This is a genomic window from Variovorax sp. J22R115 (assembly GCF_030317005.1).
GTDB lineage: Bacteria > Pseudomonadota > Gammaproteobacteria > Burkholderiales > Burkholderiaceae_C > Variovorax.
This window is the reverse complement of the sequence record NZ_JASZYM010000004.1, coordinates 238,309-263,154: the sequence shown is the minus strand read 5'-3', so window position 1 is coordinate 263,154 and position 24,846 is coordinate 238,309. Positions and strand designations below refer to the sequence as shown.

The 24,846-nt window shown below is 65.6% G+C and carries 26 protein-coding genes and 1 tRNA gene; 12 read left to right on the top strand and 15 right to left on the bottom strand.

Going from position 1 to position 24,846, the window contains the following annotated elements; genetic code table 11:
- From purH to dusB, 3 genes are read right to left on the bottom strand one after another with little or no spacing between them, the layout of a single operon-like run.
- Complete coding sequence (gene purH, locus QTI04_RS08865; protein WP_286615160.1) at positions 1–1,572, bottom strand: bifunctional phosphoribosylaminoimidazolecarboxamide formyltransferase/IMP cyclohydrolase; 1,572 nt, start codon at positions 1,570–1,572, stop codon at positions 1–3.
- A 6-nt stretch (positions 1,573–1,578) separates the two neighbouring features.
- On the bottom strand, positions 1,579–1,815 hold the full coding sequence (locus QTI04_RS08860) for a Fis family transcriptional regulator (RefSeq protein WP_068683508.1): 237 nt from the start codon (positions 1,813–1,815) through the stop codon (positions 1,579–1,581).
- A 34-nt stretch (positions 1,816–1,849) separates the two neighbouring features.
- Entirely contained in the window at positions 1,850–2,905 is a 1,056-nt protein-coding gene (gene dusB, locus QTI04_RS08855) for a tRNA dihydrouridine synthase DusB (protein ID WP_286615159.1), read from the bottom strand.
- Between the two features lie 181 nt (positions 2,906–3,086).
- Here dusB and QTI04_RS08850 point away from each other — a divergent pair, with 181 nt between their 5' ends.
- Positions 3,087–3,560 carry a YqaA family protein gene (locus tag QTI04_RS08850; protein WP_286601158.1) on the top strand — a complete coding sequence of 158 codons (474 nt, stop codon included), beginning with the start codon at positions 3,087–3,089 and terminating at the stop codon, positions 3,558–3,560.
- A gap of 7 nt (positions 3,561–3,567) precedes the next feature.
- On the opposite strand, the gene QTI04_RS08845 is transcribed toward QTI04_RS08850, so the two are convergent.
- The 3 genes from QTI04_RS08845 to QTI04_RS08835 all read right to left on the bottom strand — a co-directional run bounded on the left by QTI04_RS08845 (position 3,568) and on the right by QTI04_RS08835 (position 6,320).
- On the bottom strand, positions 3,568–4,242 hold the full coding sequence (locus tag QTI04_RS08845; protein WP_286601157.1) for a glutathione S-transferase: 675 nt from the start codon (positions 4,240–4,242) through the stop codon (positions 3,568–3,570).
- A gap of 22 nt (positions 4,243–4,264) precedes the next feature.
- On the bottom strand, positions 4,265–5,356 hold the full coding sequence (gene ychF / locus QTI04_RS08840) for a redox-regulated ATPase YchF (protein ID WP_286601156.1): 1,092 nt from the start codon (positions 5,354–5,356) through the stop codon (positions 4,265–4,267).
- A gap of 82 nt (positions 5,357–5,438) precedes the next feature.
- Positions 5,439–6,320 (bottom strand): MOSC domain-containing protein, encoded by an 882-nt coding sequence (locus QTI04_RS08835; RefSeq protein WP_286615158.1) that lies wholly within the window; start codon positions 6,318–6,320, stop codon positions 5,439–5,441.
- Positions 6,321–6,394: 74 nt separating this feature from the next.
- Here QTI04_RS08835 and QTI04_RS08830 point away from each other — a divergent pair, with 74 nt between their 5' ends.
- Genes QTI04_RS08830 through QTI04_RS08815 form a run of 4 tightly spaced genes read left to right on the top strand, consistent with a single transcriptional unit; the run spans position 6,395 to position 10,893 of the window.
- The gene (locus QTI04_RS08830) at positions 6,395–7,540 is read left to right on the top strand and encodes an FAD-dependent monooxygenase (RefSeq protein WP_286615157.1); all 1,146 of its coding nucleotides are present in this window, start codon (positions 6,395–6,397) and stop codon (positions 7,538–7,540) included.
- 17 nt (positions 7,541–7,557) lie between these two features.
- Positions 7,558–8,280 (top strand): DsbC family protein, encoded by a 723-nt coding sequence (locus QTI04_RS08825; protein ID WP_286601153.1) that lies wholly within the window; start codon positions 7,558–7,560, stop codon positions 8,278–8,280.
- Entirely contained in the window at positions 8,280–10,073 is a 1,794-nt protein-coding gene (locus QTI04_RS08820; RefSeq protein ID WP_286615156.1) for a M61 family metallopeptidase, read from the top strand. The genes QTI04_RS08825 and QTI04_RS08820 overlap by 1 nt, the downstream gene beginning before the upstream one ends.
- Positions 10,074–10,113: 40 nt before the next feature.
- Positions 10,114–10,893 (top strand): enoyl-CoA hydratase, encoded by a 780-nt coding sequence (locus QTI04_RS08815; RefSeq protein ID WP_286615155.1) that lies wholly within the window; start codon positions 10,114–10,116, stop codon positions 10,891–10,893.
- A 17-nt stretch (positions 10,894–10,910) separates the two neighbouring features.
- Here QTI04_RS08815 and QTI04_RS08810 read toward each other — a convergent pair whose 3' ends face one another.
- On the bottom strand, positions 10,911–12,779 hold the full coding sequence (locus QTI04_RS08810) for a sigma-70 family RNA polymerase sigma factor (RefSeq protein ID WP_286615153.1): 1,869 nt from the start codon (positions 12,777–12,779) through the stop codon (positions 10,911–10,913).
- A gap of 149 nt (positions 12,780–12,928) precedes the next feature.
- Between QTI04_RS08810 and QTI04_RS08805 the strand changes: the two genes are divergently transcribed.
- Positions 12,929–13,005, top strand: a tRNA-Met gene (locus QTI04_RS08805).
- Positions 13,006–13,068: 63 nt separating this feature from the next.
- Here the strand turns inward: QTI04_RS08805 and QTI04_RS08800 are convergent.
- From QTI04_RS08800 to QTI04_RS08790, 3 genes are read right to left on the bottom strand one after another with little or no spacing between them, the layout of a single operon-like run.
- Entirely contained in the window at positions 13,069–13,290 is a 222-nt protein-coding gene (locus tag QTI04_RS08800) for a hypothetical protein (protein WP_286615151.1), read from the bottom strand.
- Positions 13,254–14,525, bottom strand: coding sequence for a glycosyltransferase (locus QTI04_RS08795; RefSeq protein WP_286615150.1), 1,272 nt, complete (start codon positions 14,523–14,525; stop codon positions 13,254–13,256). Before QTI04_RS08795 ends, QTI04_RS08800 begins: the two co-directional genes overlap by 37 nt.
- Positions 14,522–15,400 (bottom strand): UDP-2,3-diacylglucosamine diphosphatase, encoded by an 879-nt coding sequence (locus tag QTI04_RS08790; protein WP_286615148.1) that lies wholly within the window; start codon positions 15,398–15,400, stop codon positions 14,522–14,524. Before QTI04_RS08790 ends, QTI04_RS08795 begins: the two co-directional genes overlap by 4 nt.
- 137 nt (positions 15,401–15,537) lie before the next feature.
- Between QTI04_RS08790 and QTI04_RS08785 the strand changes: the two genes are divergently transcribed.
- Complete coding sequence (locus QTI04_RS08785; protein WP_286615147.1) at positions 15,538–17,265, top strand: lysoplasmalogenase family protein; 1,728 nt, start codon at positions 15,538–15,540, stop codon at positions 17,263–17,265.
- Positions 17,266–17,275: 10 nt separating this feature from the next.
- Here the strand turns inward: QTI04_RS08785 and ruvB are convergent, their stop codons facing one another.
- A complete protein-coding gene (gene ruvB / locus QTI04_RS08780; RefSeq protein ID WP_286601145.1) occupies positions 17,276–18,328 on the bottom strand; it encodes a Holliday junction branch migration DNA helicase RuvB in 1,053 nt (350 codons plus the stop codon).
- 87 nt (positions 18,329–18,415) lie between these two features.
- Between ruvB and QTI04_RS08775 the strand changes: the two genes are divergently transcribed.
- Entirely contained in the window at positions 18,416–18,850 is a 435-nt protein-coding gene (locus tag QTI04_RS08775) for a hypothetical protein (RefSeq protein WP_286615146.1), read from the top strand.
- A 5-nt stretch (positions 18,851–18,855) separates the two neighbouring features.
- Here QTI04_RS08775 and ruvA read toward each other — a convergent pair whose 3' ends face one another.
- Positions 18,856–19,428, bottom strand: a complete 573-nt coding sequence (ruvA, locus tag QTI04_RS08770; protein ID WP_286615144.1) for a Holliday junction branch migration protein RuvA — start codon at positions 19,426–19,428, stop codon at positions 18,856–18,858.
- Between the two features lie 34 nt (positions 19,429–19,462).
- Here ruvA and QTI04_RS08765 point away from each other — a divergent pair, with 34 nt between their 5' ends.
- Both QTI04_RS08765 and ybeY read left to right on the top strand, forming a co-directional pair.
- On the top strand, positions 19,463–20,410 hold the full coding sequence (locus QTI04_RS08765) for a PhoH family protein (protein WP_286615142.1): 948 nt from the start codon (positions 19,463–19,465) through the stop codon (positions 20,408–20,410).
- A gap of 1 nt (position 20,411) precedes the next feature.
- Positions 20,412–20,864, top strand: coding sequence for an rRNA maturation RNase YbeY (gene ybeY, locus QTI04_RS08760; RefSeq protein ID WP_286601138.1), 453 nt, complete (start codon positions 20,412–20,414; stop codon positions 20,862–20,864).
- Positions 20,865–20,876: 12 nt separating this feature from the next.
- Here the strand turns inward: ybeY and dtd are convergent, their stop codons facing one another.
- Both dtd and QTI04_RS08750 read right to left on the bottom strand, forming a co-directional pair.
- Positions 20,877–21,320 (bottom strand): D-aminoacyl-tRNA deacylase, encoded by a 444-nt coding sequence (gene dtd, locus QTI04_RS08755; protein WP_286615140.1) that lies wholly within the window; start codon positions 21,318–21,320, stop codon positions 20,877–20,879.
- Complete coding sequence (locus QTI04_RS08750; RefSeq protein ID WP_286601404.1) at positions 21,317–22,237, bottom strand: cation diffusion facilitator family transporter; 921 nt, start codon at positions 22,235–22,237, stop codon at positions 21,317–21,319. The genes dtd and QTI04_RS08750 overlap by 4 nt, the downstream gene beginning before the upstream one ends.
- Positions 22,238–22,363: 126 nt before the next feature.
- Here QTI04_RS08750 and QTI04_RS08745 point away from each other — a divergent pair, with 126 nt between their 5' ends.
- A complete protein-coding gene (locus QTI04_RS08745) occupies positions 22,364–22,855 on the top strand; it encodes a FecR domain-containing protein (protein WP_286615139.1) in 492 nt (163 codons plus the stop codon).
- Positions 22,855–23,460: an OmpA family protein gene (locus QTI04_RS08740; protein WP_286615368.1), complete on the top strand. Its 606-nt coding sequence runs from the start codon at positions 22,855–22,857 to the stop codon at positions 23,458–23,460. The genes QTI04_RS08745 and QTI04_RS08740 overlap by 1 nt, the downstream gene beginning before the upstream one ends.
- 135 nt (positions 23,461–23,595) lie before the next feature.
- Here QTI04_RS08740 and tyrS read toward each other — a convergent pair whose 3' ends face one another.
- Positions 23,596–24,828 carry a tyrosine--tRNA ligase gene (gene tyrS / locus QTI04_RS08735; protein WP_286615138.1) on the bottom strand — a complete coding sequence of 411 codons (1,233 nt, stop codon included), beginning with the start codon at positions 24,826–24,828 and terminating at the stop codon, positions 23,596–23,598.
- Between the last annotated feature and the right edge of the window lie 18 nt (positions 24,829–24,846).

The window sequence follows — 24,846 nt, the reverse complement described above, 5'->3', positions numbered from 1 at the left end:
TCAATGTCTGAAGTGACGGACGCCTGAAAGCACCATCACCACGCCACGTTCGTCGGCAGCGTCGATCACTTCCTGGTCGCGCATCGAGCCACCCGGCTGGATCACCGAGGTGGCGCCGGCATCGACCACCACATCCAGCCCGTCGCGGAACGGGAAGAACGCGTCGCTCGCGACTGCCGTGCCCGACAGCGACAAGCCCGCGTGCTGCGCCTTGATGCTCGCGATGCGCGCCGAATCGAGCCGGCTCATCTGGCCAGCCCCGACACCCATCGTCATGCCGTCCGCACAGAACACGATCGCGTTGCTCTTGACGAACTTCGCGACCTTCCACGCGAACAGGAGATCCTGCAGCTGCTGCGGCGTCGGCTGCTTCTTGCTGACGATCTTGAGTTCGTCGATCGAAAGCTCGCGGTTGTCGGCCGTCTGCATGAGCAGGCCCGATCCGATGCGCTTGACGTCCATCGCATTGCGGCCGTTGTCCCAGTCGGTCTCGCCGCCGGGCGGCAGCGCGATCTGGAGGATGCGCACGTTGACCTTGCTCTTGAACACTTCGAGCGCTTCGGGCGCATAGCCGGGCGCCATCAGCACTTCGACGAATTGCTTGCTCACCGCTTCAGCCGCAGCGCGGTCCAGCGGACGGTTGAAGGCGATGATGCCGCCGAAGGCCGAGGTCGGATCGGTCTTGAAAGCCTTGCTGTAGGCTTGCAGCGCATCCTTGCCGGTCGCGACACCGCAAGGATTGGCATGCTTCACGATCACGCAGGCCGCCGTGTCGAAGCTCTTCACGCATTCCCAGGCCGCGTCCGCGTCGGCGATGTTGTTGTAGCTGAGTTCCTTGCCCTGGAGCTGCGTCGCCGTCACCAGCGATCCGGGCGCCGGGTACAGGTCGCGATAGAACGCGGCCTGCTGGTGCGGGTTCTCGCCATAGCGCAAGTCCTGCAGCTTGACGAAGCGGCCGTTGCTTTGCGCCGGGAACAGCGCATGCGTGCCGTCTTCCTGGATGCGGGAGAGGTAGTCGCTGATCGCGCCGTCGTATTGGCTGATGCGGTTGAACGCGGCGACCGAGAAGGCGAACTTGGTCTTGTCGCTGAGCTTGCCGTCGGCCTTGAGTTCGGCGAGTGCCTGCGGGTATTGCGCGGCATCGGTCAGCACGCCGACGTCCTTCCAGTTCTTCGCTGCGCTGCGAACCATGGCGGGGCCGCCGATGTCGATGTTCTCGATGGCGTCTTCCAGCGTGCAGCCGGGCTTGGCGACCGTGGCTTCGAACGGATACAGATTCACGACCAGCAGGTCGATGGTGTCGATGCCGTGCTCCTTCAGCGCCGCCATGTGGGCCGGCAGGTCACGGCGCGCCAGCAGGCCGCCGTGCACCTTGGGGTGCAGCGTCTTGACACGGCCGTCGAGCATCTCGGGGAAGCCGGTGAGTTCGGCCACTTCGGTCACCGGCAGGCCGGCGTCGGCCAGGAGCTTGGCGGTACCGCCCGTGGACAGCAGCTTGATGCCCAGCGCATGCAGGGCCTGTGCGAATTCGAGGATGCCGGTCTTGTCGGAAACGGAGATCAGTGCGTTCATCAGGAGTTACTTCAGCAGTTTGTGTTCGACCAGCTTCTTGCGCAGCGTGTTGCGGTTCAGGCCGAGCCATTGCGCGGCCTTGGATTGATTGCCCTCGGCGCGCGTCATCACGACGTCGAGCAGCGGTTTCTCGACGACGCGCACGAGCATGTCGTACATGCCGTCGGGCTCGGTACCGCGGAGGTCGCGGAAATAACTGTCCAGGCTGCTGCGTACGCAGTCTTCGATGTGTTTCTTGCTCATGGCCTTCTCTTCTTCTCCTCTTGTTCTGCTCTTTCTACGCCAGGGTGTCGGCGGCATGTTCGTCGGATGGCTCGACCGCATCCGAGGCGTGCGGAATGCGGTCCATCCGCGTCGCCAGCGTGTCGAAGAATCCGGCCACCGCTCGCAGTTGCTCGTCGCAGTCCTCAATGGCGTTCATGGCGCCACGGAACGCTTCGCCGCCGGGCAATGCGCGCACGTACCAGCCGATGTGCTTGCGCGCCGTGCGCACGCCGCTGTAGTCGCCGTAAAGGGCGTAGTGCTCTCGCAGATGGTCGAGCATCAGGCGCCGCACCTCGACCACCAGGGGCGGGGCCAGATGCGTGCCTGTGGCGAGGAAGTGCGCGATCTCGCGAAAGATCCATGGCCTCCCCTGCGCGGCGCGGCCCACCATGACCGCGTCAGCGCCAGTGAGTGCCAGCACATCGCGTGCTTTCTCGGGTGAAGTGATGTCGCCGTTGGCAACAACCGGAATTCGCACCGCGGCCTTCACGGCGGCGATGGTGTCGTACTCGGCAAAGCCCTTGTAGCCCTGCTCGCGCGTGCGGCCGTGGACGGTGAGCATCTGCACACCAGCCTGCTCGAAGCGCCGCGCCAGGGTGACGGCGTTGCGATGGTCCTCGCTCCAGCCCGTGCGCATCTTGAGCGTCACCGGCACCTGGTGCGGCGCGGCAGCCGTCACCACCGCCTCGACGATCTCGAGCGCCAGCGGCTCGTCGCGCATCAACGCCGATCCGGCCCACTTGTTGCAGACCTTCTTGGCGGGGCAACCCATGTTGATGTCGATGATCTGCGCGCCGCGCTCGATGTTGTATTGCGCCGCCTCGGACATCATGTCCGCGTCGGTTCCTGCGATCTGCACCGAAATGGGGCCGGGCTCGCCGTCGTGATTGGCGCGCCGCGAAGTCTTGAGCGTGCCCCACAGCTCCTTGCGCGAAGTGACCATCTCGCTGACCGCATACCCCGCGCCGAGTTCGCGACAGAGCATGCGGAAGGGCCGGTCCGTGACGCCAGCCATGGGCGCGACGAACAGGCGATTTTCCAGCGCTATGTTGCCGATTTGCAGGGTCATGGAGAGAAAGGGGGCGAGCGCTGGGCTGCTGAAAAATGAGGCACGATTGTAGCGGCGCCACGATGTGTCGGCTGAAACGATTTGCACTCGGCCCACAAGAGAAAGGCAGGTTCGCGACACCCGAGGGCCGTACTTGCACCTACACGCCAGGGGGCAGTTGCCTTTCTATACTCCAGCGCACATGCAAGCCTGGCTCGACTCACTTCTCGCGCTGCTCGCGCTGCCGCAATACGGGCTGAGCACGGTATTCATCGCCGCTTTCGTGTCGGCAACTCTTTTGCCGGTCGGCTCCGAGCCGGTGCTGTTCGGACTGCTCAAGCTCAACCCCGAGATGTTCTGGCCGGCCATCTTCGTGGCCACATTCGGCAACACCTTGGGTGGCGCCGTCGACTGGTGGATGGGCTACGGCGCGCACAAGGTGGCCGACAAGTATTCGCACTCCAAGCATCATCTGCGTGTGCTGACCTGGCTCGAAAAGCTGGGGCCCAAAGCCTGCCTGTTGGCTTGGCTGCCCGTCGTCGGCGATCCGCTCTGTGCAGTCGCCGGATGGCTGAAACTTCCGTTCTGGCCCTGCCTGTTCTACATGGCGATCGGCAAATTCGCGCGCTACGTGACGATGACGGTCGCGCTTCTCTATATATGGCCCAACAACTAGGACCGGCTCATTTCAACAGGCCGTACGGCCCGCCACGCTCCAGTGCACGCTGATAGGCCGGCCGCGCATGGATGCGCTGGAGATACGCCATCAAGCGGGGCCGCGAAGCATCGAGCCCGCCGCGCGTCGCAGCGGCTTCCACCGGAAAACTCATCTGAATGTCCGCGCCGGTGAACGCCTCGCCCGCAAACCATTCGCTCTTGCCGAGTTCGCCTTCCATGAAGTCGAGGTGGCTCGTGATGTTCGGCGTGACGAACCCGGCCTTGGCCTTGGCCGCGATGGACCGTGCGATCGGCTTGGCGAAGAACGGCATCTTCGACTTCTCGATCCGGTCGAACACCAGTTTCATCAAGAGCGGCGGCATGGCCGAGCCTTCGGCATAGTGAATCCAGTAGCGGTAGCGCAAGGCTTCGGACGATCCTGCAGCGGGTGCGAGACGGCCGTTGCCATAGCGCTCGATCACCGTCTCCAGGATCGCGCCCGATTCAGCGAGCGTGAGCCCGTCGTCGGTCGTCACCACCGGCGACTTTCCCAACGGATGCACTGCACGCAAGGTGGGCGGCGCCAGCATCGTCTTCGGATCGCGCTGGTAATGGACGATCTCGTAGGGAATCTCGAGTTCTTCGAGCAGCCACAACACGCGTTGCGAGCGCGAGTTGTTCAGGTGGTGGACGGTGATCATGAATGCCCGGGCGCTCGGTGGCTCAGGAACTGAACAGGAAGTTCATCACATCGCCATCCTTGACGACGTATTCCTTGCCTTCCGCGCGCATCTTGCCGGCATCCTTGGCGCCCTGCTCGCCCTTGTACGTGATGAAGTCGTTGAAGGCGATGGTCTGGGCACGGATGTAGCCCTTCTCGAAATCGGTGTGGATCACGCCGGCAGCCTGCGGGCCGGTGTCACCGATGTGGATGGTCCAGGCGCGCACTTCCTTGACGCCGGCCGTGAAGTAGGTCTGCAGGCCAAGCAGGGTGTAGGCCGCACGGATCAGGCGGTTCAGGCCCGGCTCTTCCTGGCCGATCTCGGCCAGGAACATCTTCCGGTCTTCATCGTCCATGTCGGCCAGTTCGGCTTCGATCTTGGCGCAGATGGCGACGACGGGCGCGTTCTGCGCCGCAGCGTATTCGCGCAGACGATCGAGGAAAGGGTTGTTCTCGAAACCATCTTCGGCGACGTTGCCGACAAACATCGCCGGCTTGGCGGTGATCAGCGAGAACTGCTTGATCAGCGGCTTGTCTTCCTTGCTGAACTCGATGGCGCGCACCGGCTTGTTCTCGTTCAGCGCGGCTTGGCACTTCTCAAGCAGGGCCACCAGCTTGATCGCTTCCTTGTCGCCCGAACGGGCCGTCTTGGTGTGGCGGTGCAAAGCCTTCTCGACCGTCGACAAGTCGGCCAGACAGAGCTCGGTCTGGATCACTTCGATGTCGGAAATCGGGTCAACCTTGCCGGCCACGTGGATGACGTTGTCGTCCTCGAAGCAGCGCACGACGTTCACGATCGCGTCCGTCTCGCGGATGTGCGCGAGGAATTGGTTGCCCAATCCTTCGCCCTGACTGGCACCGGCCACCAGGCCAGCGATGTCGACGAACTCGACGATGGCCGGCACCACGCGCTCCGGTTTCACGATCTCGGCCAGCGCCGCCAGGCGCGCGTCAGGCACCTCGACCACGCCGACGTTCGGCTCGATGGTGCAGAAGGGATAGTTCTCGGCCGCGATGCCTGCCTTGGTCAACGCGTTGAAGAGGGTGGACTTGCCGACGTTGGGCAGGCCGACGATGCCGCACTGGAGGCTCATGGCGGGTGCTTTCAGAAATCTTGGGGGGAACCGGTGATTTTAGGCGCCCGGCCTTTCGCGCCCTGATTCCGGGGCTACTGCGTCATTCGAAGCGCAGGTTGGCGCCCACGGGTTGCCCCACCCTGAGCGCATGTTCGACGCCCTTCAGCACGATCGCGTTCATCCCGAAGGTGATGGCGCCGTCGACGCGCGGATCGGACCGGTACGTCCGCAGCATGTCGCCGACCTCGGGGCTGCTCGTGCCGGTCGCCGGGTCGATGTCGGGGATAGGGCAGCGAACGCAGGGCTTGACCGGTCGCAGGCTGACCTCGCCTTCGGCGGTCGTGATGTGCAGCGTGTCGACGCGATCCTCGTCATGCGCCTCGATGCCGGCGAGCACCACGTTGGGCCTGAAGCGTTCGATTCCGACGGCCCCATGGCCGGCCGCCACCAGTCTGGCATTGAGTTCGGCCAGTGAGCCTTCGCTGGCCACCAACAGCGGATACCCGTCGGCGAACTGGTTCGGCGCTTCGACGCCGCCGGTCCACTTCAGGTTCGACAGGCGCTGCTGCTCGGGGTCGAAGCGCACCAGCCGGAGTTGGCGTGGCTGTCCGGGCTCCGAAAGGAAGTCGCTGAACCACTGCGCCGCAATGTCGCCCATGTCATAGGCGGCCACCTCGTCCTTCCAGACGCGCACGCGTACCGGCTCCTCGACGCGATCGAAGGCGATGTGCAGCGCCAGCATGCCCGGCGCACGCAGGATCATCTCGGAATGCTTGAGCTGCGGCCGGATCAGCGCCATGCGGGGCAGTTCGCGCTGGGTGACGAATTCGCCAGCGCTGTCGACCACCATCCAGGCGCGGTCGAATTCCAGGCCGGTTTCGATCAGCAAGGTCTCGTTCACCTCGACGCCGGCGCAGGATTTGATCGGGTAGACGAACAGGCGCGCGATCGTCGCCTGGAGGTCGAAAACGGGAGCATTCACGGATCGGTTCCTTTTCAAGAACCGCGATTGTCCAGCACGCCGCCGATGGCGAATGCTCCTCCTACAATGCCGCGATGGCTCTTCCCCCCGAGGTTTGCATTCGCGGCGCCGGCATCGTCGGACGCACGCTGGCGCTGCTGCTGGCGCGCGAGCGCGTGCGCGTGGCGCTGGTAGCGCCCGCCAGCGCGTCGAACGGGCAGGACGTCCGGGCCTATGCGCTCAATGCCGCCTCCAGGACGCTGCTCGAATCCCTGCGCGCCTGGCCTGATGCCGCGCACGCGACTCCGGTGCGCGAAATGCTGGTGCACGGCGACGAAGGCGGCCGGGTGCAGTTCAACGCCGCGCGGCAGAAGGTCGAGGCCCTGGCCTGGATCGTCGACGTGCCGGCCCTCGAACAACGATTGAGCGACGCCGTGCGTTTCCAGCCCCGCATCGAAGTCGTGACCGCCCCCGTTCCGGCACCGCTGACCGTGGTCTGCGAAGGCCGCATGAGTGCCACCCGCGAAGCGCTGGGCGTGAGCTACGAAGTCACCCGCTACCCGCAGCATGCGATCGCCGCGCGGGTCGAAGCCGAGACGCCGCACGACGGCACGGCCCGCCAGTGGTTCAACGACAAGGGCGAAGTGCTGGCGCTGTTGCCACTCGGCGACGTCCATCGTCCCGCGGACGCACCTGCCGAGCTCGACCGCCCAATGGCACTCGTGTGGTCAGTCGACCAACTTCGCGCACCCGCCCTCCTCGCGCAAAACGCCGAAGAATTCAATACCTCGCTGACCGAGGCGACCCACCATGCGTTCGGCGCCCTCAAGCTGACCAGCGAGCGCGCCGCGTGGCCGCTGCAGCGTGCCATCGCCAACCGCTGGACGGGCCATTTCGCAGACGGCTCCGCCTGGGCCCTGGCGGGTGACGCGGCGCACACCGTGCATCCGCTCGCCGGCCAAGGCCTGAATCTCGGCCTGGCCGACGCCGCCGCCCTGGCCGACCTGATCAAGTCGCGCGACTACTGGCGCAGCGTCGGCGATGCGCGCCTGCTGCGACGCTACGAACGGGCGCGCCGCACCGACGTGCTGTCGATGAGCCTGGCCACCGACGGTCTGCAACAACTCTTCGCACACAGCGCCGACCCCCTGCCGGCGCTGCGCAACTGGGGCATGCGCGGCTTCGACCGCACGCGGCTCGTCAAGAACTGGATCGCCCGGCAGGCGATGGGCTTGCAATGAATCCCGGGAATATCACCATGAAGAAACTTACCCGCCCCCTTTTTGCCGCGCTGGCCGCTCTCACGCTGGGCTACGCCCTGAACGCGACCGCCGGCGAAGCCGAGATCCGAAAGAACCTCGCCGCTCGCATCCCGCAGTTCGCGAAGATCGACGAGATCACCAAGTCGCCGATGCCGGGCATCTATGAAGTGCGCATCAACGGCTTCGAGATCTTCTACACCGACGAACAGGGCAACTACCTGCTGCAAGGCAACCTGATCGACGTGAAGGAGCGCAAGAACCTCACCGAAGAGCGGGTCGAGAAGCTCAGCGAGGTCGCCTTCAACAAGCTGCCCGTCAAGGACGCATTCAAGATCGTGCGCGGAAACGGAAAGCGTCAGCTGGCCGTATTCGCCGACCCGAACTGCGGCTACTGCAAGCAGTTCGAGCGCGACATGACGAAGGTCGACAACGTCACCATTCATCTCTTCCTGTACCCGGTGCTTGGCCCAGATTCGGTCGCCAAGGCGCGCAATATCTGGTGCGCCAAGGACAAGACCAAGGCCTGGAACGACTGGATGCAGCGCGGCGTCACGCCGGACGCCAGCGAGTGCGATACCACCGCGCTCACCCGCAATCGCGAGTTCGGCCAGAGGTACAACATCACCGGCACGCCCACGCTGATCTTCAGCGACGGTTCGCGCGCTCCGGGAGCACTGCCGGCGGCGCAGGTCGAAAAACAACTCGCCGCTCGCAGTTGATGGCCGCGCCGGCCATTCACTACCGCGTCGAGTGCGCGGATCGCAAGGCACATCTCTTCGCCGTCACTCTGACCATCGACCAGCCGGTCGCGCTGCAGCGCGTGGCGCTGCCGGTGTGGATTCCGGGCAGCTACCTGGTCCGCGAATTTTCGAAGAACCTGCAGGACCTGCGCGCGACGCAGGGCCGGCGCAAGCTGGCGGCGGAGCAACTCGACAAGCGCAGCTGGCAGATCGAATGCACGCCGGGCAAGCCGCTGGTGCTGCGCTACGAAGTCTGCGCGTACGACAACTCGGTGCGGACCGCCTGGCTGGACGCCGATCGGGGCTTCTTCAACGGCACCAGCCTGTGCCTCCAGGTCGAAGGCCAGCTCGATGCGCCGCACGCGCTCGAGGTGCTCGCGCCGCCGACATCGGCGGATGGCACCCACTGGTCATGTGCAACAGCGCTGAAGCCGACGAAGGTCGACCGCCACGGATTCGGCAGCTACATCGCCAGCGGCTATGACGAACTGGTCGACAGCCCTGTCGAGATGGGCGCCTTCTGGAGCGCGGAGTTCGAGGCCTGCGGGGTTCCGCACCGCTTCGTGATCGCGGGCGCGCCAGCGTCCTTCGACGGCGAACGCCTGATCGCCGACACCCGCGCCATCTGCGAAGAGCAGATGCGCTTCTGGCATGGCGAAAAGGTCGGCAAGCGCAGCGGCCCCAAGCCGCCGCACGACCGCTATGTGTTCATGCTCAATGCCGTGGACGATGGCTACGGCGGGCTGGAGCATCGTCATTCGACCGTGCTCATCTGTACGCGCCGCGACCTGCCGCAGATCGGCGCCAGAAAGCAGACGGATGGCTACGTCACGCTGCTCGGCCTGATCAGCCACGAGTATTTCCACACCTGGAACGTGAAGCGGTTGCGGCCCGCCGAGTTCGCTCGCTACGACTACGCGCAGGAGAACTACACGCAGTTGCTCTGGCTGTTCGAAGGCTTTACCAGCTACTACGACGACCTCCTGCTGCGGCGGGCCGGCCGCATCGACGATGCGACCTACCTCAAGCTCGTCAACAAGACCGTCAACCAGGTGCAGCAGACGCCGGGCCGCTTCGTGCAATCGGTGGCCGAAGCCAGCTTCGACGCCTGGATCAAGTATTACCGCCAGGATGAGCAGACACCGAACACCACGGTGAGCTACTACACGAAAGGCGCGCTTGTCGCGATGTGCTTCGATCTCACCCTGCGCGCAGAAAGTCAGGGTTCGCTCGACGACGTCATGCGGCTGCTCTGGAAGAAGAGCGAAGGCGGCCCCATCACCGAGGCGGACTTCGCCGCCGCACTGGAGGCCATCGCCGGACGTTCTTTCGCGAAGGAAATCACCAGCTGGGTTCATTCGACCGATGAACTGCCCCTGTCCGACCTGCTGCGCGCGCACGGCGTCGCTGCACTCGACGATCCGGCGCAGCGCGCACAGGAACTCGGCCTTCGCGTGGCCGAGACCGGCGGCAGCGTGCAGGTCAAGGTGGTACTGCGCGGTGGCGCGGCCGAACAGGCAGGCTTCTCGGCGAACGACGAATGGATCGGCATCGAGCTGCCTGCGGCGAAGGGCCGGCCGGTCCAGGGCTGGCGGCTCGCGCGGCTGGACGATCTCGCGCTCTACCTGGGACCGCTGAAGAAAGCCACCGCGCTGGTCGCGCGAGACCGCCGCCTGATGCGCCTGCCGCTGACACTGCCCGCCGGGGTGACGACATGGCGCCTCTTCGCGCAGGACCCGGCGAAACTCGCGAAATGGCTGACTCGGCCGTAGCCACGCCGGCCGACGGATTGTTCGTATCAAGGAGACACGCATGAGCTACGAAAACATCGAAGTCCGCGTCGAGGCCGAGAAGGTCGGCATCGTCACGCTCAACCGGCCCAAGGCGCTGAACGCGCTGAACGATGCGCTGATGACCGACCTGGGCCACGCCCTGAAGGCTTTCGACGCCGACCCGGCCATCGGCTGCATCATCGTCACCGGCAGCGAGCGCGCGTTCGCAGCAGGCGCCGACATCGCGGCGATGGCCAAGTACAGCTTTCTCGACGCCTACAAGGGTGACTTCATCACGCGCAACTGGGAAACCATCCGCCAGATCCGCAAACCGGTGATCGCGGCCGTGAGCGGCTTCGCGCTGGGCGGCGGTTGCGAGCTCGCGATGATGTGCGACTTCATCATCGCGGCGGACAACGCCAAGTTCGGTCAGCCCGAGATCAAGATCGGCGTGATCCCCGGTGCCGGCGGCACGCAGCGTCTGCCTCGCGCGGTGGGCAAGTCCAAGGCGATGGACATGGTGCTGACCGCCCGCATGATGGATGCCGCCGAGGCCGAGCGCGCCGGTCTGGTCAGCCGCGTCGTGCCTTACGACAAGCTGGCCGACGAAGCGCTGGGCGCCGCGCTCGTGATCGCGAACTTCTCGCAGATCGCGGTGATGGCGGCCAAGGAATCCGTCAACCGCGCCTTCGAAAGCGGCCTGTCGGACGGCGTGATGTTCGAGCGCCGGCTGTTCCACGCGCTGTTTGCCACGGCGGACCAGAAGGAAGGCATGGACGCCTTCCTGAACAAGCGCGCCGCGGACTTCAAGCACCAGTGAGGCGGCGCCCAGGGGCGCTAGGGATTTTGTGGCGGAGCTGCAGCGGCCGGTACGGGGTTCGCCAACGGCGCCTGCACCGCATCCCGCAGCGCATCCCGCAGCGCCGCGAGCGCCGGTGCCGACGGCACCCCGGTAGCGGACGGCGTCTTTCCTTCACGCCAGCGCACCTGGGCCGGCGCGACTTCGAACACCGCCAGCACTTCGCGATCGCGCTCCAGCGTGATCCGGTATTCGGGCGTGCCGGACAGCGGCTGCGCCCTGACGGCAGAGATCGCGGCCGAACCCAGCAACGCATTCAGGTCACGCGCTTCGGCGCGTTGGAGGGTGCGGGTTTCTCCACCGCGACGTGTGATCGTGATGCGGCTCCATTGGGAAAGTGCCGCGAAGGTCGGAGGGTCGGTGGCCTCCGTGCGCACGGAGGGCGGGGGCGCAGCGCGTGCGACGCTGGGTGCGCCGCCTGCAGGCGCGGCGGGTGCCGATGGCCGGGCCGCGTTGTCGGAACGTAGCGCCAGCGACGCATCGTCCCCCATGCTCGAGCGAGCGCTTGGTGACTCTTGCGGCGTCAAACGCGGCGAGACACTCGCCGAAGGCGTGGCCGGCACGACAGGCTGCGCAGATTTCGCCGCGTCCGCGCTTTCGCGTCTCGACGGTGGCGGCGGCGCGATGGCCTGAGGCGGCTTCTGCGCCTTCGCCGATGGCGGGGGGGATGGTGCGACGGAGGTGACCGGAGGCTTCGGCTCCGGCGCAGGTGGGGCCTGTGGCTCCGACGACGCAAAAGGCATGGTTGATGCCGACGAAGCCGGTGACGAATCCCGAGGCAGGCCGGACTCGGGCAGGCTCGGCCGCTGCGACGTGCTCGCGCCTCCTGCTTGTGGCGTCGTCGCGGGAACTTGCGGCGAATCGGGCTGCGGCGCGACCACCGGCTCGCCCTGCCAGAGCAGCGCCACCAGCGTCGCAATCACCAACGTCACCAACGCTGCTGCCCACGGCATGCGCGAGCGCTTGCCGCCCGCCGGGCCGATGCGCCACCATGGCCGCGCCGCCAGTTCCAGCTCCGCTTCCGCCTCATCCGGATCAGCCGCGCCAACGGCATCGCTCGCCCTTTTCAGGATCGCCTTGCGAATTCGCCAGTCAGGCGCCGTGTTCTGGTCCGGAGCGTATTCCAGTGCCTGCCACAAGCGCGCATCGCGCAGGTCGTCCTCGCTGTCCTCCGATGGACCGATGCCTTGTTCCAGAATCGACAAGTACCGCTCCATGCAGCTTCGCAGCTTCTTCAAGCCTGGGCGCAATCGCTTGCGAACGGTTTCGGCGCCGACGTCGAGCGTGCCGGTCAGCGTCTCGACGGTGAAGCCGTCCTCGTGGTGGAGCAGGAACGCTGCGCGCTGTTCGTTCGGCAATTCGTCGAGGCAGGCCAGCAGCCGGCGGCCAGCGGCGCGCCAGAAGGCGAGTTCCTCCTCCGATGGGTGCGCGGGGTCGTTGGCCGCGCCGCCGTCGTCACTGAGCAATCCACGGCTGAAGAGTTGCGCGGCCTCGAGGCCATCGCCGTCTTCATCGTGCGCGTAGAACGCGACCTCGCGCCCACTCAACCGCAGCCTGTCCATGGCGAGGTTGTGCGCGATGGTGAAGGCCCAGATCCGCCAAGGAGAGCTCTGCGGCGTAAAGCTGTCGCGACCGGTGCTCACCCGCATCCAGATTTCCTGGAACACCTCGTCGACTTCGCCCGAGAAGCGGACTCCGAGCAGGCGCCGCACGAAGCGATAGAGCGCGCATTCATTGCGAGCATAGAGCGCGTCGAAGGCGGAAGCCTCCCCGCCGGCGTAGGCGAGCATCAACTCGTCGTCCGGCGAGGTGCCGTCGAAACTGGGGATTGCGGTGGGCGCGGGCATCGAGCGATTTTGACCTCACGCTCCCCGGCTTGCACCGCCGTCCGGACCGCGTGACGTGCATTCCGTCGGGACGACGGAGCACCCTGCAGTTCAAGAAACTTCGACGGGCAGCTGAAAGTGGCCTGGAGCCTTGCTATAATCTCGGGCTCGGCTCTTTAGCTCAGTCGGTTAGAGCGATGGAATCATAATCCACAGGTCCGCGGTTCGAGTCCGTGAAGAGCCACCAAACAAGAAAAGCCTGCTATCACTTCGATAGCAGGCTTTTTTGCTTTGGGACCTTCAGTGCCGGCTAGTCCTTGGGACGCCGCCAGGCACTAAGGAACTCTGCCGGCTTGTCTTGCGGCTGCCACGTGACCACGACCGGGGACGACGAGGCCGAGGGCGCCGCCGATGCGGCGCCGGTGCCGGTGCCGGTAACGATCGAAGCCTCCCTGTTGCTTCCATCGCAGCCGAGAAGGCATGCCGCCATTGCCGTCAGGCCCGCCGCCACATACCAGGGTGATTTCTCCACAGCTTCTCCTCGGTTGTCCCGCTTTCCCACGAGCCTGCGGGGCGTCCGGATGCGCGAGTGCAACCGAATTGTAACTCTAAAGTTCTACCTTCGAGGATGCTCTGAAGAATGCGAGGCAGTTCCACGATCGCCTCGTTGCGAATTCCGCGCGTCGCGGCCCGATAGCGCTCCAGGTGCAAGGTCAGTTCGTCGACCGCCTTCGCGACCTTCGCAAAGCTTGCGCAGACCAGCCCCACACCCTGTTCGCGCACCCATTGGGCGTTGTAGCGCTCTTGCGGCAGGGTCCAGCGATTGCGAACGACGATCACTGGCAAGCGCATCTGCACGGCCTCGCTGAGGCTGCCGGGTCCGGGCTTGCCGATGAAGAAATCGGCCAGTTGCATGTAGCGGGCGATGTCGGGCGTGAACTCCAGCACCAGCCTCGGCGCTCGCGACGGCAGCGCGCGCAGGACGTGAGCCAGCTTGGCGTTGTGGCCGCAAGCGAGGATGAGTTGCGTGTCGGGCAGACGCTTCGCGATGCCGAGCATGGCCTTGGAGCCCTGCCCGCCGAACAGCACGATGCCGGTCGGGCGATCGGGGTCGAGGCCCGTCGAAATTCGCGCTGCGGCACGGTCGATCGGCTTCGCGTCATGGAATGCGGAGCGGATGAGCATGCCGGAACTCGCATGGATGCGATCGTCCGAATAGCCGGCCTCGCGCGCCTGCTGCACGGCCCTGGGGCTCCCGCAGACGAAGTGCTGGTCCAGGCCTTTCTCGATCCAGAAGTTCGGCGGGTGATCCGCCAGGTCGGTCAGCACTGTCACGAAGGGAACGCCGGGCAATGTCGAAGCCAGTGCTTCGCACAACGCGCGGTTGAAATTGGGGATCAGCGACACGACCATGTCGGGCTCGGTCGCGAGCCAATGTTGCTGCAATTGCCGCAACAACGTCGAATGCCCCCAGCGGATCATTCCCTGCAGGAGCTTGAGTTCCTGCGCCAGGCCGAGCGTCCAGCCACGCGCCAGGCGCTTGTTGTAGACGTCTTCCGGATCCATGCCCGTCAACTTGCGGAAGCTGTCCTTCGGGTCCAGCACTTCGCGCAGGTTGACCAGCCGCACCGCCCACGGAAGACCCGCACGATGGATCGCCGCCTCGAGCGCCAGTGCGGAGGCGCGATGGCCGCCGCCGGCGTTGAAGTAGACGAGATCGACGGTCCGGTCCGAGGGGCGCGGGGAAAGCAGCGCAGCGCGCGTCATGCGTGCGCCGGCTCGCGCCGCGGAGCCGCGCGCCCGGCGCGAGCCTCGACGGGCATGTGCTCTGCCCAGTGCAGGATCTCCAGCGAGCCGTCGGCATGCTCCGCCAGTGCGGTGAGGCTCTCGACCCAATCGCCGTCGTTGGCGTAGAGGATGCCGTCGATGTCGCGCAACTCCGCGTGGTGAATGTGGCCGCACACAACGCCGTGCACGCCCCGCCTGCGGGCTTCGCGCGCCACCGCGTTCTCGAAGTCGCCCACGTAATTGACCGCGCGCTTGACCTTCAGCTTCAGGTACTTCGACAGCGACCAGTACGGCAGCCCGATCCGCGCACGCAGGGAGTTGAGATGCCGGTTCAGCTTGAGCGTGAATTCATAGAGCGAGTCGCCGACATGCGCCAGCCATTTCGCGCACTGGATGACGCCGTCGAACAGGTCGCCGTGCATCACCCAGAGCTTGCGACCGTCTGCGGTTTCGTGGATCCATTCCTCCGCGACGTCGATGCCGCCGAAGTTGTGGTGCAGGTATTTGCGCGCGAACTCGTCGTGATTGCCCGGAATGAAGATCACGCGGGTGCCCTTGCGCGCCTTGCGCAGCAGCTTCTGGATCACGTCGTTGTGTGCCTGCGGCCAGTACCAGTGACGTCGCAGTTGCCAGCCGTCGATGATGTCGCCGACGAGGAACAGCGTCTCGCAGTCGGTGTGCTTCAGGAAGTCGAGCAGCGCCCGTGCCTGGCAGCCGGGCGTGCCCAGGTGCAGGTCGGAGATCCAGAGCGTGCGGTATTTCTGCGGGGGATACAGGGCATCCCCGTCTTCCGGCTCGGGAAGCTGGGGGGCGGAATCGCGCCATGCGCGAAGAAAGGCGTCGTCGCGTTGCATGGACGGACACGATCGCTTCCACCCGTGACGCGGCTATGGCACAGGCGTGACTTGTCGATGACAACGGCGGGTCTCTTCGGGCAAACCATGACAAGCCGGCGACGAAGTCGCGCCGCGTGCACCGGAAAATCCGACGCATGCGACCCGGCCAAATCATCGTTCTCGCGACCCCCGTCTTCTTTCTGCTGATCGGAATCGAATTCTTCGTGGGACGCCTGCGCGCCCGTCGCGGGACCGGCCAGGACACCTACCGCCTGCCCGACACACTCAACAGCATCGGCCTGGGCATGTTGAGCCAGATCAGCGCGGCGATCACCGGGCTCTTGCGCATCGGCATCTACACGGCGATCTGGTCGGCCTTTGCCCTGTTTCGGAACGATGAATTCTGGATGCAGTGGTACGGCTGGGTGCTGGCACTCGTTTTCTACGACTTCTGCTATTACTGGCTGCATCGTTTCGGTCACGAAAGCGCGGTGCTGTGGGCCGCGCACGTGGTGCATCACCAGAGCCAGCACTACAACCTGTCCACCGCGCTGCGCCAGACCTCCAGCGGCGTGCTGCTCGGCTGGATCTTCTATCTGCCGATGGCGCTGGCGGGTGTGCCGCCGCTGGTCTTCGGCGCGGTCGCGCTGATCGATCTGCTCTACCAGTTCTGGGTGCACACCGAGCAGGTCGGCAAGCTGGGCTGGTTCGATCGCTGGTTCTGCTCGCCATCGAATCACCGTGTGCACCACGCCGTGAACGACCGCTACATCGACCGCAACTACGGCGGCGTGCTGATCGTGTGGGACCGCCTCTTCGGCAGCTTCAAGGAAGAAGACGAGCCCTGCGTCTACGGCACGCGCAGTCCGTTGCAGAGTTGGGATCCGGTCTGGGCCAATGCCGAGGTCTATTGGTCGCTCGCGCGCGACACGTGGCGCACCCGGCGCTGGAGCGACAAGCTGCGCATCTGGGTCAAGCCGCCGGGCTGGCGGCCGGCGGACGTGGCGGCGGCGGATCCGAAGCCGCCATTCGACATCAGCCAGGTGCGTCGCTACGAACCGCGGGCTTCGCGCGGCGCGCAGGTCTTTGCGGCAATGCAGTTCGTCGCGCTGCTGGGCGGCGCCACCGCCTTCCTCTGGTATTCCGACACGCTGCCCTTCACCTCCTCGCTGGTGTGGCTCGTCGCGCTGACGGCCGGCCTGTGGGCGACCGGAGCGGTGCTGCAGGGCCGCCTGTCGGTGATCGAAGTCCTCTTCATCGATGCAGCGGCGTTGGCCACCGCCAGCGGCGCCCTGGGCATCGCCGGCCTCCATTTCGTCTTCAAGCCGCTCGCGCTGGTGATCCTCATCGCCTTTGCGCTGGTGCGCGCCCGCTCAACGAACATGCCGGGCCGCTTCGCCCTCCTGCTGACGGCCGGTCTCGTGGCTTCGCTGGCCGGTGACGTTCTTCTGATGTGGCCGCAATTCTTCGTGCCGGGGCTCGTCTGCTTTCTGCTGGCGCACGTGGCGTATATCGCACTCTTTGTCTCAGGAGTCGGCCTGTTTCCACTGCGGCGCGCGCTCGCCGCCACGCTGGCCATCGGCGTGCCGATGTACGCCTTCCTGTGGTGGGGCGGCTTGCCCTCCGGCCTGCGGGTGCCCGTGGGCATCTATGTCGTGGTGATTGCCTGCATGGCAGCCCAGGCGCTCGGGCGTGCGGCGGTTTTCAGCGATGCATCGGCTCGGCGGGTCGCCGTAGGGGCGTGCCTCTTCATGCTGAGCGACGCCTTGCTGGCGACCAATCGCTTCGTCTCGCCGTTGCCGGTGGCTTCGTTGTGGGTGCTGGCCAGCTACTACGCCGCGCAGTGGCTCATCGCCGCGAACGTGCGTTCACGATCGATCTGAGCAGGCCGCATCAGCCGAACATGTCCCCGTCACGCTGCGGCGCCGCAACGCCCAGATGCCGATACGCAGCGAGCGTCGCGATTCGGCCGCGCGGCGTGCGCTGCAGGTAGCCCTGCTGGATGAGGTAGGGCTCGATCACGTCTTCGATCGTGCCGGATTCCTCGCCGATGCTGGCGGCGATGTTGTCCAGCCCGACCGGCCCGCCGTCGAAACGATGGATGACTGCTTCGAGCAATTTGCGGTCCATCAGGTCGAAGCCTTGGGGATCGACGTCGAGCATCGCCAGCGCCTTGTGCGCCACGTCGACCGTGATGCGGCCATTGCCTTTGACCTGCGCGTAGTCACGCACGCGGCGCAGCAGCCGATTGGCGATGCGGGGGGTGCCGCGCGAACGGCGCGCGATCTCCAGGCCACCTTCGTCGTCCATCGGCACGGCCAGGAGACCGGCGCTGCGGCGCACGATGCGCGCCAGTTCCTCGGCCGTGTAGAACTCCAGCCGCGCAACGATGCCGAAGCGGTCGCGCAATGGATTCGTCAGCATGCCCGCCCGCGTGGTCGCGCCGACCAGCGTGAAGGGCTGCAGGTCGAGCTTGATGCTGCGCGCTGCCGGACCCTCGCCGATCATGATGTCGATCTGGTAGTCCTCCAGCGCTGGATAGAGGATTTCCTCGACCACGGGCGAAAGGCGGTGGATCTCGTCGATGAAGAGCACGTCGTTGCGCTCGAGGTTGGTGAGCAGCGCCGCGAGGTCCTTGGGCTTCTCCAGCACCGGGCCGGAAGTCTGGCGCAGGTTCACACCGAGTTCGGCCGCGATGATGTGCGAGAGCGTGGTCTTGCCCAGGCCCGGCGGGCCGAACAGCAGCACATGGTCGAGCGCCTCTGCGCGATGGCGCGCCGCGCCGATGAAGATCTCGAGTTGCTCGCGCACCTTGGCCTGGCCGACGTACTCGTCGAGCAGCTTGGGCCGCAACGCGCGCTCGATGGCTTCTTCGTTGGGCGAGGCGGGCGCGGCGGACACCACGCGTTGCGGGGCCGGGGCGAAATCGTCGGTCTGGATGGTCATGGGGCAATGGGCTGAGCGCGCAGTTTAGAGCCTGTTGGCGCCGGCCCTGCGGCAGAATGCGCCACCGGGAAGGGGTCAAATCACCTCATGAATGACAACGATCGCGCGCTGTGCGCCACCACTGCCGGCCTGCTGCGTGCCAGCGGCGCGCTGGCGCTTTGGGGGCTCGCGCTCGCCTTCATCGCCGCGCTGGTGCTGGCTCTCACGGGGCGATCGCTGCCTTCGTCGGCCTGGTTCATCTACGCGATGGTCGGGCTGATCGGACTGCCCGAACGCTATCTGACACTTCGCCTTGCGCTCGTCGCTTCGTTGTTCGAAGGGCTCGTGCAAGGTGCGATCGCCTCGCCGTCCGCCCTGGACAACAGCCTGGAAAAACTCGGCCTGCGCCGCAGTTCCGACGGATCGCGCCCACTGGCCGATCGCGTGCTGGAGGCTCGCAAGCTGATGCAGCGGCACGGCATCGTCGTGGTCGTGCAGACCGTCCTGTTCGCGATGGCGCTCGCGATGCAGGACTGGCGCTGAGCCGCCTACTTGGCCAGCGCCCGCAGCGCCAGCTTGATCCCCTCGCCCACCGCGATGTCCTTCGGCAATGCCTTGAGCGCCGCGGCGGCTTCCTTGTCGCTGTAGCCGAGCGCGACCAGCGCCTGAAGGATGTCGGCCTGCGCGTCGCTCGCCGCGTGTGCAGGCAGCGCGATTTCCGCACCGAGCTTGCCCTTGAGTTCAAGCAGCAGCCGCTCGGCCGTCTTCTTGCCGATGCCGGGAATCTTCACGAGGCGCCCGGCCTCCTGCAGCGTGATGGCCTGCGCGAGTTCGTCCACGCTCATGCCGCTGAGCACGCCCAGCGCCGTGCGCGGCCCGACGCCGGAAATCTTGATCAGTTGGCGAAAGGCCACGCGTTCGGCGGCAGTGCCGAAGCCATAGAGAATCTGCGCGTCCTCGCGCACCACGAAGTGCGTGAGCAGCGAAACCCGCTCCCCGGCGCCCGGCAGGTTGTAGAAAGTGCTCATGGGCACATCGACCTCGTAGCCGACGCCGTTGCAGTCCACCACCACCTGCGGCGGATTGCGTTCGGCCAGGATGCCGGTGAGTTTGCCTATCATGGGTGCCCTTCTCGCTTTTGAAAATGAAATCCGCGTGATTCTGCGACACACCTTCGCCCCGCCCAACAACACGCGCCTGGGACACCTCTGCGGCCCGCTCGACGCGAACCTGCGGCGCATCGAGGAAGCACTCAACGTCAAGATCGCGCACCGTCACGAGCAGTTCAAGATCGACGGGCCCAAGGTCAACGCGCAGCGCGCGATGGAAGTCCTGCAGGCGCTCTATGAGATCGCCCAACGGCCGATCGATGCTGCGGTCGTCCAACTGACCCTTGCGGGCGACGGAGCGATGACGGAGGCCGAAGATGGCGCCGTCATGCTGGCAACGCGGCGCGCCGACCTGCGCGCACGCACGCCCAATCAGAGCGTGTACCTGCACAACATCGCGAACCACGACATCACGCTCGGCATCGGCCCCGCCGGCACGGGCAAGACCTATCTCGCCGTGGCGTGTGCGGTCGACGCCCTCGAACGCAGCGCCGTGCAGCGCATCGTGCTGACCCGGCCCGCGGTGGAAGCCGGGGAACGCCTCGGCTTCCTGCCCGGCGACTTGACGCAGAAGGTCGACCCCTATCTGCGGCCCCTGTACGACGCGCTCTACGACCTGATGGGCTTCGACCGCGTGCAGAAGGCCTTCGAGCGCAATGCGCTGGAGATCGCGCCGTTGGCCTTCATGCGCGGCCGCACGCTCAACAATGCCTTCGTGATCCTGGACGAGGCTCAGAACACCACGCCGGAGCAAATGAAGATGTTCCTCACGCGCATCGGCTTCGGCGCCAAGGCGGTGGTCACCGGCGACGTGAGCCAGATCGACCTGCCGAAGGCGCAATTGAGCGGGCTCATCGACGCGGAGCGGGTGCTCAAGCGCGTGAACGGCATCGCGATCACGCACTTCACGAGCGCCGACGTCGTTCGGCATCCGCTGGTAGCCCGCATCGTCGACGCCTACGACAATGCGCGCAAGCGCGGCGCGGCACGCTGACATGGCGCTGGCTGCACTGTCTCTGTCCCTGCAGTTCGCGCGCTTCAAGGGGGTGGAGCGCCATCGGGCGGCACTCCCCCGTCATAGCGTCGTGCGCTGGATCCGTCATGCGCTGGATGCGGACGGCGAACTCACCGTGCGCGTCGTCGATGCAGAAGAAGGTCAGCAACTCAACCGCGAATTCCGCGGCAAGGACTACGCAACCAACGTGCTGACCTTCGACTACGCGCAGGCGCCGGTCGTGATGGCGGACCTGGTGCTTTGCGCGCCCGTGGTCGCGAAGGAAGCGAAGGAGCAGCGCAAGACGCTGGCCGCTCACTATGCCCACCTGCTGGTCCACGGCACCCTCCACGCGCAGGGCTGGGACCACGAGACCGGCGAGGAAGACGCTGAAGCCATGGAGGCGCGCGAGATCGAGATCCTCGCGGGGCTCGGCATCCGCAACCCCTACTGAAGTCGCCGGACCTCAGGCCGCCATCTGCAACGGAATGGTCACCGGTCCATCGTTCACGAGATGCACCTGCATGTCGGCCGCGAATTCGCCGGTCGCCACCACGGGATGCGCGGCACGCGCCTGCGCCACGAAGTATTCGTAGAGCCGCCGGCCTTCATCGGGCGGCGCAGCCTGTGTGAAGCTAGGGCGGTTGCCGCCGCTCACGTCAGCCGCGAGCGTGAACTGGCTCACCACCAGGAGGCCGCCGCCGTTGTCCTGGACGCTGCGGTTCATCTTGCCGCCCTCGTCCGAGAAGACCCGCAACTTCAGGATCTTCGCGAGCATGCGATCGGCCAGCGCGTCGGTGTCGCCGCGCTCGGCACACAGCAGCACCAGCAGCCCCGCATCGATCGCGCCGACAGTGCGACCCGCGATATCGACCCTTGCATTGGTCACGCGCTGAAGCAATGCCTTCATGCCATGTATTCCTTCTGCGTCGCGCGTGCTTCCATGCTCAGCGGCAGCAACTGGATGGTCACGCGCAGGCCGGGCACCGCATCCATCAGCGCCTGCTCGAGCGCATCGCGCAAGCCAGCTGCACGCTCGAGCGACCATGTGCCTGGCGCATGCATGTGCAGATCGGCAAAGCGACGCTGGCCGGCACGGCGCGTGACGATGTCGTCGAAACGCAGCTCCGCGCCTTCGGGCACGCTCGCCGCGAAGCGCTTCAGCGTCGTATCCAGCACTGCGAGGGATTCGGGATCGAGCGCTTCGTCCATCAGGCCCTGCGACGAACGCCAGACCAGCTTCACGCCTTCGCGCACGATGTTCAGCGCCACGCCGATGGCAAGCAGCGGGTCGAGCCAGAGCCAGCCGGTCAACCCGGCCGCCACGATGCCGATCACGACTGCGGCGGACGTCCAGACGTCGGTCAGCAGATGACGCGCATCCGCCTCCAGCGCGATGGAACGATGGACGCGAGCGGCGCGAAACAGCACGAAGGCGAGCGCACCGTTGAAGCCCGAACTGAGGATGGACAGGGCCAGGCCCCACCCGAGCTGCTCGAGCGGCTGTGGCGACAACAGCCGCGCGACGGCCACCCACAAGATGGCAATGGCCGCGCCGATGATGAGGATCCCCTCGAAACCCGAAGAGAAGTATTCGGCCTTGTGATGGCCGTAAGGATGGTCTTCATCGGCCGGCCTCGCGGCGACCGTGACCATCGCCAATGCGAAGGTCGCGCTCGCGAGGTTCACGAACGATTCCATGGCGTCCGAGATCAGACCCATGGAATTGGTGATATACCCGGCCGCGCCCTTGAGCACAATGGTGATGATCGCGACTGCGATCGAGACGCGGAGCAACTGCCTGGGGCTCAGTGCGGCGAGATTCAAATCAAGGTCGAAGAGAGAAATGACTGCAAGGAAGGCTGAACAATCGTGGCGAATTATCGTGGCTCGATCAGCGAAACACCTCTCGCGTACTATTGCCTGACATTCCAGGACTCTCCAGAAGCATTCGTGAAAAAGCGCATTGCCATCACCCTGAGCGGCTTCCTCCTTGCCGCCAACACGTGTGCGTGGGCCCAGACCGCACCGGGCGGCGCGCCGTCGCCCGCGGCCAGCGAAATTCGGGCTGGCACCCTGAAGTCCGTGCGCGGCGACGTTCAACTGCTGAGCGCCGACGGTGCCTCGCGCGGCGCGACGCCCGGCGATGCGGTCGAGCCCATCGACCGCATCGTGACCGGCGCCGACTCCGGCGCGAGCATGGTGCTTCGCGACGGCACTTCGCTGGTCGTGGGTCCATCTTCGAGGCTGGACCTCAAGCAATTCCATTTCGATTCGACCACGCAGGATGGCGGCATGCTGGTATCGCTGCTACGCGGATCAATGCGCATGATCACCGGCCTCATCGGCAAGACCCATCCCGACGCCGTGCGGGTCGAGACGCAGACCGCAGTGATCGGCATTCGAGGCACTGATTTCATCGTGCAGGTGGACGGTCAGCCGTGATGCTTCGTCGTTTCTCGCTTCTGTCCGCCCTGTTCTCGCTCGCGCTGCTCTCGGCATGCTCCACCCCCGGGACGCGTGTCGTGCTGCTGCCCCAGGCCGACGGCAAGCCGTCGGCTGTGATCGTGAGCACCGAAGACGGCGTAGAGACGCTTTCGGAACCGTTCGAGCGCGCGACTGCCGCAGTGGGGAAACGGGGCGCGCCCGTCGTCGACAAGGCCGACCCCGAACGCGTGAAGGCCGACAACAAGGCACTGTTTGATCTGATGCCACCCCCGGCGCAACGATTCACGCTGTATTTCGAGGCGGGAGGCACCGTCCTCACACCGGCGTCGCTGGCCGTGATGAGCGAGGCCCTGGCCGCGGCGCTGGCGCGCAGCGGTGGCGAGATCGTGGTCACCGGGCATACGGACACCGTCGGCGTCGTCAATCGCAACGACGAACTCTCGCGCAGCCGGGCGTTGCTTGTTCGGCAACTCTTCGTGGCGCGCGGCTTTCCGGCGGCACGCGTCGAAGCAGTCGGTCGCGGCGAACGCGACTTGGCCATCCCGACGGCCGATGAGGTCAATGAGCCGAGGAATCGACGGGTGACCATCGAAGTCAGGTGACTGTTGCTCGCCCCCAGGCTGCGCGCACTTCGTGTCGCTTCGCCTACCCCCTGACCGGGGGCAGCACCGGCGGACCGGCGGAGCGGGATCCGCGGTGTTCCGCGAACGGGCCGGGCTTCGCCGGCCGGCGTTCGGTCAGGTCAGCGTGATTCGAGCGAATTTGCGCTTGCCGACCTGAACGACGTAGTTGCCCGCGGGGAGCTTGAGGGCCTTGTCGCTGATCACCGTGGAATCGACGCGGACGCCGCCCCCGTCGATGAGGCGGTTGCCTTCGGAGGTCGAAGGGGCTAGGCCGGCTTGTTTGAGCAGTTGGGCGATGCCGAGAGGGGCACCTGACAAGGCGACTTCCGGGATTTCGTCGGGCACGCCTCCCTTGCTGCGGTTGATGAAGTCCTGCTCGGCGGCTTCGGCTGCAGCGGGGCTGTGGAAGCGGGCGGTGATTTCCTTGGCCAAGGCAACTTTGGCGTCCTTCGGGTTGCGGCCAGCGTCGATCTCGGCCTTGAGGACTGCGATCTCGGCGAGGGACTTGAAGCTCAGGAGGGTGTACCACCGCCACATCAGCGTGTCGGAGATGGACAGCACCTTGGCGAACATGGTGTTCGCGCCCTCGCTGATGCCGATGTAGTTGTTCTTGCTCTTCGACATCTTCTCGACGCCGTCGAGACCTTCCAGGAGCGGCATAGTGAGTATGCACTGCGGCTCCTGACCGTATTCCTGCTGAAGATGGCGACCGACGAGCAGGTTGAACTTCTGGTCGGTGCCGCCGAGTTCGAGGTCGGACTTGAGCGCGACCGAATCGTAGCCCTGCATCAGCGGATACAGGAACTCGTGGACCGAGATCGACTGGCCCGCCTTGAAGCGCTTGCTGAAGTCATCGCGCTCCATCATCCGCGCCACGGTGTACTTGGCCGCCAGCTGGATCATCCCGCGGGCCCCCAGCGGGTCGCTCCATTCGGAGTTGTAACGAATCTCGGTTTTCGAAGGGTCGAGGACCAGGCTGGCTTGGCGGTAGTACGTTTGGGCGTTTGCCTCTATTTGCTCGCGCGTCAAAGGTGGCCGGGTGCTGTTGCGGCCCGACGGGTCACCGATCGTGGTGGTGAAGTCGCCGATCAGGAAGATCACGGTGTGCCCGAGATCCTGCAACTGGCGCATCTTGTTGAGCACCACCGTGTGCCCGACATGGATGTCCGGCGCGGTCGGATCCAGACCCAGCTTGATGCGCAGGGGGGTTCCCGTCGCTTCGGATCGTTGGAGCTTGCGCACCCATTCATCCTGTGGGAGCAACTCGTCGGTTCCACGGAGTGAAATTTCGAGGGCTCGTCCTACACCTTCGGACAGACTTGCGGATGTAACAAAACCGGGGTTCATTGGGCTTTTTGGCTGAAT

Bases quoted from the DNA above. Each gene is read 5' to 3' on its own strand.
- tyrS (WP_286615138.1), bottom strand. From the start codon at position 24,828: ATGAACCCCGGTTTTGTTACATCCGCAAGTCTGTCCGAAGGTGTAGGA.
- QTI04_RS08810 (WP_286615153.1), bottom strand. From the start codon at position 12,779: ATGCCCGCGCCCACCGCAATCCCCAGTTTCGACGGCACCTCGCCGGAC.
- QTI04_RS08775 (WP_286615146.1), top strand. From the start codon at position 18,416: ATGAATGACAACGATCGCGCGCTGTGCGCCACCACTGCCGGCCTGCTG.
- QTI04_RS08785 (WP_286615147.1), top strand. From the start codon at position 15,538: ATGCGACCCGGCCAAATCATCGTTCTCGCGACCCCCGTCTTCTTTCTG.
- QTI04_RS08740 (WP_286615368.1), top strand. From the start codon at position 22,855: ATGCTTCGTCGTTTCTCGCTTCTGTCCGCCCTGTTCTCGCTCGCGCTG.
- ybeY (WP_286601138.1), top strand. From the start codon at position 20,412: ATGGCGCTGGCTGCACTGTCTCTGTCCCTGCAGTTCGCGCGCTTCAAG.
- ychF (WP_286601156.1), bottom strand. From the start codon at position 5,356: ATGAGCCTCCAGTGCGGCATCGTCGGCCTGCCCAACGTCGGCAAGTCC.
- QTI04_RS08860 (WP_068683508.1), bottom strand. From the start codon at position 1,815: ATGAGCAAGAAACACATCGAAGACTGCGTACGCAGCAGCCTGGACAGT.
- ruvB (WP_286601145.1), bottom strand. From the start codon at position 18,328: ATGACCATCCAGACCGACGATTTCGCCCCGGCCCCGCAACGCGTGGTG.
- purH (WP_286615160.1), bottom strand. From the start codon at position 1,572: ATGAACGCACTGATCTCCGTTTCCGACAAGACCGGCATCCTCGAATTC.
- QTI04_RS08845 (WP_286601157.1), bottom strand. From the start codon at position 4,242: ATGATCACCGTCCACCACCTGAACAACTCGCGCTCGCAACGCGTGTTG.
- QTI04_RS08825 (WP_286601153.1), top strand. From the start codon at position 7,558: ATGAAGAAACTTACCCGCCCCCTTTTTGCCGCGCTGGCCGCTCTCACG.
- QTI04_RS08795 (WP_286615150.1), bottom strand. From the start codon at position 14,525: ATGACGCGCGCTGCGCTGCTTTCCCCGCGCCCCTCGGACCGGACCGTC.
- QTI04_RS08830 (WP_286615157.1), top strand. From the start codon at position 6,395: ATGGCTCTTCCCCCCGAGGTTTGCATTCGCGGCGCCGGCATCGTCGGA.
- QTI04_RS08790 (WP_286615148.1), bottom strand. From the start codon at position 15,400: ATGCAACGCGACGACGCCTTTCTTCGCGCATGGCGCGATTCCGCCCCC.
- QTI04_RS08850 (WP_286601158.1), top strand. From the start codon at position 3,087: ATGCAAGCCTGGCTCGACTCACTTCTCGCGCTGCTCGCGCTGCCGCAA.
- dtd (WP_286615140.1), bottom strand. From the start codon at position 21,320: ATGAAGGCATTGCTTCAGCGCGTGACCAATGCAAGGGTCGATATCGCG.
- ruvA (WP_286615144.1), bottom strand. From the start codon at position 19,428: ATGATAGGCAAACTCACCGGCATCCTGGCCGAACGCAATCCGCCGCAG.
- QTI04_RS08815 (WP_286615155.1), top strand. From the start codon at position 10,114: ATGAGCTACGAAAACATCGAAGTCCGCGTCGAGGCCGAGAAGGTCGGC.
- QTI04_RS08820 (WP_286615156.1), top strand. From the start codon at position 8,280: ATGGCCGCGCCGGCCATTCACTACCGCGTCGAGTGCGCGGATCGCAAG.
- dusB (WP_286615159.1), bottom strand. From the start codon at position 2,905: ATGACCCTGCAAATCGGCAACATAGCGCTGGAAAATCGCCTGTTCGTC.